This window comes from Peribacillus psychrosaccharolyticus ATCC 23296 (assembly GCF_000305495.1).
GTDB lineage: Bacteria > Bacillota > Bacilli > Bacillales > DSM-1321 > Peribacillus > Peribacillus psychrosaccharolyticus.
Genome location: NZ_AJTN02000237.1, coordinates 1 through 6,868 on the forward strand (window position 1 = coordinate 1; position 6,868 = coordinate 6,868).

General features: G+C 34.5%; 7 protein-coding genes and 2 pseudogenes. 3 read left to right on the forward strand and 6 right to left on the reverse strand.

What is annotated here, in order from left to right; translation table 11 throughout:
• Nucleotides 1-135 precede the first annotated feature (135 nt).
• Nucleotides 136-732, reverse strand: coding sequence for an alpha/beta hydrolase (locus tag WYK_RS19240; protein ID WP_051387727.1), 597 nt, complete (start codon nucleotides 730-732; stop codon nucleotides 136-138).
• Between the two features lie 249 nt (nucleotides 733-981).
• On the opposite strand from WYK_RS19240, the gene WYK_RS26070 reads away from it, so the two are divergent.
• Nucleotides 982-1,164, forward strand: a complete 183-nt coding sequence (locus tag WYK_RS26070; RefSeq protein WP_040376075.1) for a DUF4083 family protein — start codon at nucleotides 982-984, stop codon at nucleotides 1,162-1,164.
• A gap of 89 nt (nucleotides 1,165-1,253) precedes the next feature.
• Here the strand turns inward: WYK_RS26070 and WYK_RS19250 are convergent.
• A pseudogene (locus WYK_RS19250) lies at nucleotides 1,254-1,980 on the reverse strand (GNAT family N-acetyltransferase).
• A gap of 214 nt (nucleotides 1,981-2,194) precedes the next feature.
• Here WYK_RS19250 and WYK_RS19255 point away from each other — a divergent pair.
• On the forward strand, nucleotides 2,195-2,395 hold the full coding sequence (locus WYK_RS19255; RefSeq protein WP_040376076.1) for a hypothetical protein: 201 nt from the start codon (nucleotides 2,195-2,197) through the stop codon (nucleotides 2,393-2,395).
• A 77-nt stretch (nucleotides 2,396-2,472) separates the two neighbouring features.
• On the opposite strand, the gene WYK_RS25840 is transcribed toward WYK_RS19255, so the two are convergent.
• Nucleotides 2,473-3,546 (reverse strand): collagen-like triple helix repeat-containing protein, encoded by a 1,074-nt coding sequence (locus tag WYK_RS25840; RefSeq protein WP_051387729.1) that lies wholly within the window; start codon nucleotides 3,544-3,546, stop codon nucleotides 2,473-2,475.
• A gap of 261 nt (nucleotides 3,547-3,807) precedes the next feature.
• Here WYK_RS25840 and WYK_RS19265 point away from each other — a divergent pair.
• Nucleotides 3,808-4,035 (forward strand): annotated as a pseudogene (locus WYK_RS19265) (IS110 family transposase); the annotation flags it as partial.
• A 532-nt stretch (nucleotides 4,036-4,567) separates the two neighbouring features.
• Here WYK_RS19265 and WYK_RS19270 read toward each other — a convergent pair.
• From WYK_RS19270 to WYK_RS23480, 3 genes are all read right to left on the reverse strand, one after another.
• Nucleotides 4,568-5,203, reverse strand: a complete 636-nt coding sequence (locus tag WYK_RS19270) for an FMN-dependent NADH-azoreductase (RefSeq protein ID WP_040376078.1) — start codon at nucleotides 5,201-5,203, stop codon at nucleotides 4,568-4,570.
• A gap of 201 nt (nucleotides 5,204-5,404) precedes the next feature.
• Nucleotides 5,405-5,554 (reverse strand): hypothetical protein, encoded by a 150-nt coding sequence (locus WYK_RS25185; protein WP_169732074.1) that lies wholly within the window; start codon nucleotides 5,552-5,554, stop codon nucleotides 5,405-5,407.
• Between the two features lie 323 nt (nucleotides 5,555-5,877).
• A complete protein-coding gene (locus tag WYK_RS23480; RefSeq protein WP_051387731.1) occupies nucleotides 5,878-6,708 on the reverse strand; it encodes an SMI1/KNR4 family protein in 831 nt (276 codons plus the stop codon).
• Nucleotides 6,709-6,868: the final 160 nt, after the last annotated feature.

The window sequence follows — 6,868 nt, forward strand, 5'->3', positions numbered from 1 at the left end:
CCTGCATTTATTTCTTCAGAAAAACAAGAGGACATTGGGCATCGTATCTTCCACAATAAACAATAGTCGGGATAGTAACCTGATAAAGTTCATTTTGAATGTCATAGTTTGGCAAATCATTAAAGGAATAATAATCTAGCCTTTTTGTACAACGTTTCCACTACTCGGTTTTTTAAAATATTCATCCCATCTTTCTATGTTATATAAAGACATATTAGTCCATTCTCTATTAGCATCCCTTCGCTCTTCAGTGGTAGAGTCAGGAGATTCTAATACAGCAAATATCTTTTTCAGTTTTTTATTTAGTGGACTACGAGGACTATAAATACTACCTTCGTGTTCCATATATTTTTTAGTAGCAGTGGCTCCTCCAACTAATAGTTTTGTCAAAGATTTTGGAAACATTGTTGCATAAATTAAACCAAGCATTCCTCCAGTTGAATGCCCAGCAAAACACCATTTATTATAATTTAAAGCTTCTCTAATAGCCTCTAAATCTTTAGAGGTTTCCTTCATACTTAATTCCTCTTCTATACCTGCTCTGCAAGAGTTTCCTGCTTCTTTTAAGTTTATTAGATAAACTTTGAATTGATCTATAAGGGAGTCGGCGAAATAATAACCTAATTCATTAAACTCACTATATAAATGGGTAATACACACTGGTTCTCCTTTTCCTTGGGTATAGATCTCAAACTTACCACGAGATGTACTTATAAACATTCTCTCCCACATAACGGTCCCCCTAAAAACAATAATGTATTGTGAATTCGACATCTTTAGAGAAAATCCTTCCAAGTTAATCTTGAAATAGATTGCCCTGATAGTTGAATAAGGGTATTTTTTTACTCGAATTTGAATGTATGATTAGTGTAATTATCATACATTCAAAAGGCCGCCAATTAGCAACGTTAATCACTAGTTTAAACTTAAATTTGTTATAATATGGTATCGATAGTGAAAATACCAAGGAGATGAAGTGAAGTGTTTAGTAATATAGGTATTCCTGGATTAATTTTGATTGTAGTCATCTTCGCATTAATTATTTTATTCATGGTTTCATTTATTTTATTTATTAGAAGATTACTAATAAATTCTACACAAAAGAATAAAAATCAAATAGCTTTAAACGAAAAGCTTGATTTTATAATTGAAAAAATGAACTAAGAAAAATAACCACCTTAACTACGGTGGTTTTTTTCTTGAATTTGACGCACACGCACCCGTTAGTTTTATAAGGACGATCCATTTTATTCTTATTTACGAATCTCATTAATACTTTTTCCACTTAAAAATGAGTGTCCCATTGTTAGTTTTTTTACTGTTTGAAATCCATACTTTTACTTTTTCTATTGATTCATTTATTGGAAAAACCCAAAGCTTTTTTATTCCTCTATTTATTACTTCTTGTATAAACTGAATAACTTGGCCAATTAATCCTCTACCTCTGAATTCTTCAATTGTGGCTACGCTTTCCATTCGAGCCTGTTCGCCATCTTCAAAAATACAAGCAGTTGAACAAGCTACTCCATCGAAGCGAAGAAGATAATGTGTGAAGGAAGAATGATTGAATTGTTCATTATAAACTTTCTCAATAGATTCCTTTCCTCCAAACTCTTTAATACTACTTTCTATATCTAAAGCTTCCTGATAATTTTCTTTTGTTACTTTTTCAATTGTAACTCTCTTATTATTCTGAATTTCTACCACTCGGTTATTCCACAATTGAACAGGACTAACGAGTTCTTCATATCTAAAATTCCTTGTTTTTAATTCAGTAATGAGATTTTGTTGGTTTTCTATATTGTAGATATAAAACCTTGGTATGATTTTTTTAGACTGGTAATAATTAATAACTTCATCTATAACTGGCTTCGGCTGTACACATTCATCTATAATATGAGCGTGATTTGACCCATAATAATTTGGTTGGTTTTCATTACAAAATAACATTCCCCATTTGGTGTCAATTCGTTTAGACAATTAGCAGCCTTCTCATGACGATAAAGCACCCCTTAGTTGAAGAAGGAATTTTTGTTATGGAAAGGAGGATAAATTTTCAAACAGAATTTACCTTCGACTCTTCCTTTCAAATACCATCCTGTATTGCTTACAACAAAAGGGGAGTCTCTTATACAAAATAAGACCCCCTTTTTTTACTTTAAAACTAAATTAAGCTAATACACGCTGATACAGTGTGATACAGTACGTACCACTTGTTCCAACAGGTATAGAAAGGCTGAAAGAAATTGGATTTCTCACTGCGCTAGCAAAAGTATTTCCTGGTGGAACTGGTCCTACGCCAGTAGAAGGACCGACTGAAGTATTGACTGTACCTGTTACATTTGATGAGCTGGATGCAGAGTTGAAAATTTTGAAAAGGGAGGGTACTGAATAGCTTCCTATTACATAGATGACTCAAAGTTTATTGTTTTATTATTGGGGATGGCAAGGCAAGTGCCAACCCCTTGTATGTTACTGAACTTCAATAATCGAAACAGAACCATCAGACAAAGTGGTAGTTGCTGATCCATTATAAAGAAAATCTAGTGTAATGGCACCTGCGGTAGCGTTAGCTAAGAACGTTCCTGATACGCTAACATTAGCATCTAAAGTTCCAGTAACTGATTTACCTGAAAAACGACTCTGAAATACCGTATTAAATCTTGGTGTAACAGTAATATTTCCAATTAAAGAACTAGTTGCTCTGAAAGTATACGAAACCAAATAAATGTGCCCAGTTGCTAGTACAAAGGTTGTGTTTGAAGGGTGAGAAATGTCAGTGCCATTAATAAACGTGGTTGAATATGAAATGGCTGTGCCATTTGCTACAGATGTTACATTAACACTAAATAGTCCGTTTTGTATGGTAGCACCTGCCCCGGTAGCACCAGTAGGTCCAGTAGGTCCAGTAGCACCGGTTACACCAGTAGGTCCAGTAGAGCCGGTAGGCCCCGTAACTCCTGAGTCACCTGTAGCGCCAGTAGGTCCAGTAACTCCTGGGTCACCTGTAGCGCCAGTGGGTCCAGTAACTCCAGTGTTACCAGTTGCTCCAGTGTCACCTGTAGCACCGGTAGTTCCCGTAGCTCCAGTGTTCCCAGTAGGTCCGGTAGGCCCCGTAACTCCTGGATCACCTGTAGCGCCAGTGGGTCCAGTAACTCCAGTGTTACCAGTTGCTCCAGTGTCACCTGTAGCCCCGGTAGTTCCCGTAGCTCCAGTGTTCCCAGTTGCTCCAGTAGGTCCAGTAGAGCTAGAAGAAGTGATTTGAGTCACTTGTTTTAATTTGCTATCCAGTAGTAGTTCTTTTTTAATCGCCAATTCGAGAGTATCTTGTACACTGTCATTTACTTGTAAGATATCTGCTAACGAAGCTGGTGTTATCAAGCCAGGTAATGTGCCAAGAGCATATTGAATCTTTTCCCCTTCTGCATTAATGATATGTGCTAGTCCTAATTCTTCCATTGCAATAGAAGCTAAGAGTAGGTTAATCGCATCCTCCCTTGTAATTGAAACTGTAGGAGAAATATTAGGGATATTCGGTTGCGACATTTGATCTCTCCTTTAAAATTATTTGGAACAATCTTGTATATTGCACATAATAAAACAAGTGTTGCTCTGTTTATAATTTATTCAGGAGAAGAGAAAGGTGATTAAGCTAAATGTCTATTTATTGCCTTGACGCTGGTTATTAACTTTACTTTCAAAAATATCTTGCTAAGTATGACTTGCAAATGGAATGTTTCTTATTTATTGGGGCTGGTTGATATAAAAGATAAGATACATATACCTATGACAAGGAGGAAAATAATGATGAATCCAGTAATTGGTCTGGATGTGGCAAAAGTTGAAAGTCAGGTTCAAGCATTCTTGGATAAAAAGCAACCGTACAAAAAGAGCTTTAAAGTGGCATACACGCATACACTTGAGGGGCTGACAATTCTTTTAGAGTTTATTAGAGAAATAGAAGAGGTATCAGGAGAAAAGCCCCCTATTGTTTTAGAATCTACTGGCCATTATCATACACCAGTTGTCCAATTTTTCTTTCCTGCTTCTGACGCAAATTGGCTAATTAAGAACTCATAGTTAGAAAGAGTCAACGCTAAATCAAAAACCAGAAAAGCAATATGGAAATGCCTTTGTGATTGCGGAAACGAAAAAGTTTCATAATATGAAGTATCAAGGATAAAAAATTCTTGTGAAATTAGCATATGTTTCCCCTTAAGTTTTCAAAATATTTTTATCACTAATCGAATTATAGTATATATATTTCTAATCCTTCTTAAACTAACCTGCCCACGATCGTTAATTAAGGGTACTTCTTCACTTAAAATCGAATGTATGATTAGCGTCATAGAAGGCCCCCGTTACTTTAAGTACAATATTTCACAATCTCAACATATTTTGAGAAATGATAATTATTTCTCTTATAATTACCGTATAGAGCTATTGCATATTTTATTTTATACTGTGCAGTAAATAGCTTTATTTTGTATGTGTTCTTCTCCAACATTAAGCACCGTTGTTGCACAGCCTAAAAAAAAGCCAACGTCCGTTGGCTCCCTTAGTATATTTAAAATGTATGGGCTAGATCCTTAGCTCGTGCAATTGCATTTTCCTTAATTTCTTGTGCTTTATCTGGCATTGCTGCATGTCCTTCTACAAATAAGCCTTCAAACGAAGGGACTCCATAGAATTGCATTACAACATTTAAATAGCGGTGACCCATTTCCAATTGAGCAGCTGGACCTTCTGAATAAATCCCCCCACGAGATTGTATATGTAAAGCTTTTTTATCAGTTAACAGACCTACTGGACCTTGTTCTGTGTATTTAAATGTTTTTCCAGCAACAGAAACTGAATCAATATAAGCTTTTAATACTGGTGGGAAAGAAAAATTCCACAAAGGTGTTACGAAAACATACTTATCAGCTGAAATAAATTGTTCACATAGTTCTGATAATCTACCTACTTTTGCCTTTTCATCTGCTGATAGCTCTTCAAATCCCTTCCCTGATTGGAGTTTTCCCCAACCACTAAAAACATCAACATCTATTTGTGGAATATTCTCGTTATAAAGATCAACATTAACAATTTCGTCATTAGGATTTGCTTCTTTGTAGGTATCAATAAAGGCTTTACCTACTGCCATACTATAAGACTGAGTATCATCATGTGGATGTGCTGTAATATACAATACTTTTGCCATTTTCTTACTTCCTTTCGGGCATTCTTTTCCCTTGTTTTGTCATTCTAGTTTGTGTATGAAATAAAAATATATACTTTACATCGAATTAATATATTTTTATTTCAAGGTAAAGTATATAAATATTGTTTAGCTAAAGCATATGATCAGCCTAAGAAAATTAAAAAAGGTGTGCTTTGATTAGCAACACCCTTTTATGTAGGATTATTCAGTTATATTACTCATATAAGGATTTCCAACTATATTTTTTCTCATTTCATCTGTTAACTCTAATACTTCACTGTTATTAGCTTCACTTTTAAAATCATTGATGTTTTGGATACTTCCATCATAATGTAGTGGTTTATTTTCCATATAACTTCACCTCCAATAGTATTAGTATATACATTATTTTACTAATTATTTACGTCTATTGACGGTATTTTCTGATTATTTTGTCATTTAATTTGAAGGGTATGCCGCCACTTTTTATTATGTAGCATTCTATAAAAACAATACCCTGTTTCTTGTGCTAACCTGCACAGTTAGCACAAGAAAAGGGATCGCAGCCGCAACCCCCAATTTTTCACTAAAGCACCCCGTTAATTTAAGTACATTTTTTCAAAAACTCAGCTATGTATACAATTATGGAATTCTGACCCATTTTTTGCAGAAGAATATGCAAGCTATATAGTGTTCTATCCCACTGAATTCAATCTCTTATATAATTTGCTCAAATTACCTGAGGCAATTGCTTTAACTTCCTTATTTTTACTACTTGCAAGTTCAGTTAAAACCTCCAACAAATAGTCATCCGATAGAGTTCCAGCATTGTCACCCTCGGCACAACACCATAAAAAAAGTAATAAGTAATAATGCACTCTTGTATTTTCGTGCTGTCTCATTTTTTCAACCATATATCTAATTAATTCAACATTAGTAGAAAGAATCTTGGTAAATACTCGGTCAATTTGTTTAGGTTTTCCATTTGCCATCACATCATCAATCATAGTGTAATAATCCTGAATCTGTTGTTGAGACAATGGTTCATCAGCATCTATGTACCCTTCTTCGATATTATCAACAAGGCCATTGATAAATTCTTGAAAACTATTGGCTAATTTTATTTCTTGGCTTTGCTCAACGTCTATAAAAGTAACCGAAGGTTCCTTTTTACGAGTGTTTCTATAATCAAGGCAAATAAACATTGGTGCGTTGACTGATAGGATAAGTAGTTTTTTACTACGAATTCCCCATTCTTTTCGTAATTCATTACTATCTAATATTCCTGGATTTTCTCCGATGCCGTATAAATAATCGATATGTACAGAGTTGTTCGCCCAACTATTAGGGATAGTCGTTGGAAAGTATTTCTTCATTAAGTAAAAACCATTCCTCTTGTTCATTAAATTAATATATGACTCAGGCAAAGGTAAATTCAATTCTTCTTGAATCTTTTCCAATATGTCTAGATTGATTTCACCCTTATAAAACTCATCATATTCCTCTTCCCATAGTTCAATATTCATTCATCAATCTCCCTTTAAAATGGATAAAAAGTAAAAGTATGCTAGACTATTTTATCACCTAATTTCATTCCCAACTAGCTAATTTGAAAATTCTTCTTAAACTAAACTACCCCTTTAGTTCTGTAAGAAAAAGGTGCCGTAGCAACCTCCCTTGTTGAAG

Coding starts and splice junctions, on each gene's coding strand:
- WYK_RS19240 (WP_051387727.1), bottom strand. CDS start 732: ATGTGGGAGAGAATGTTTATAAGTACATCTCGTGGTAAGTTTGAGATC.
- WYK_RS25840 (WP_051387729.1), bottom strand. CDS start 3,546: ATGTCGCAACCGAATATCCCTAATATTTCTCCTACAGTTTCAATTACA.
- WYK_RS19270 (WP_040376078.1), bottom strand. CDS start 5,203: ATGGCAAAAGTATTGTATATTACAGCACATCCACATGATGATACTCAG.
- WYK_RS25185 (WP_169732074.1), bottom strand. CDS start 5,554: ATGGAAAATAAACCACTACATTATGATGGAAGTATCCAAAACATCAAT.
- WYK_RS23480 (WP_051387731.1), bottom strand. CDS start 6,708: ATGAATATTGAACTATGGGAAGAGGAATATGATGAGTTTTATAAGGGT.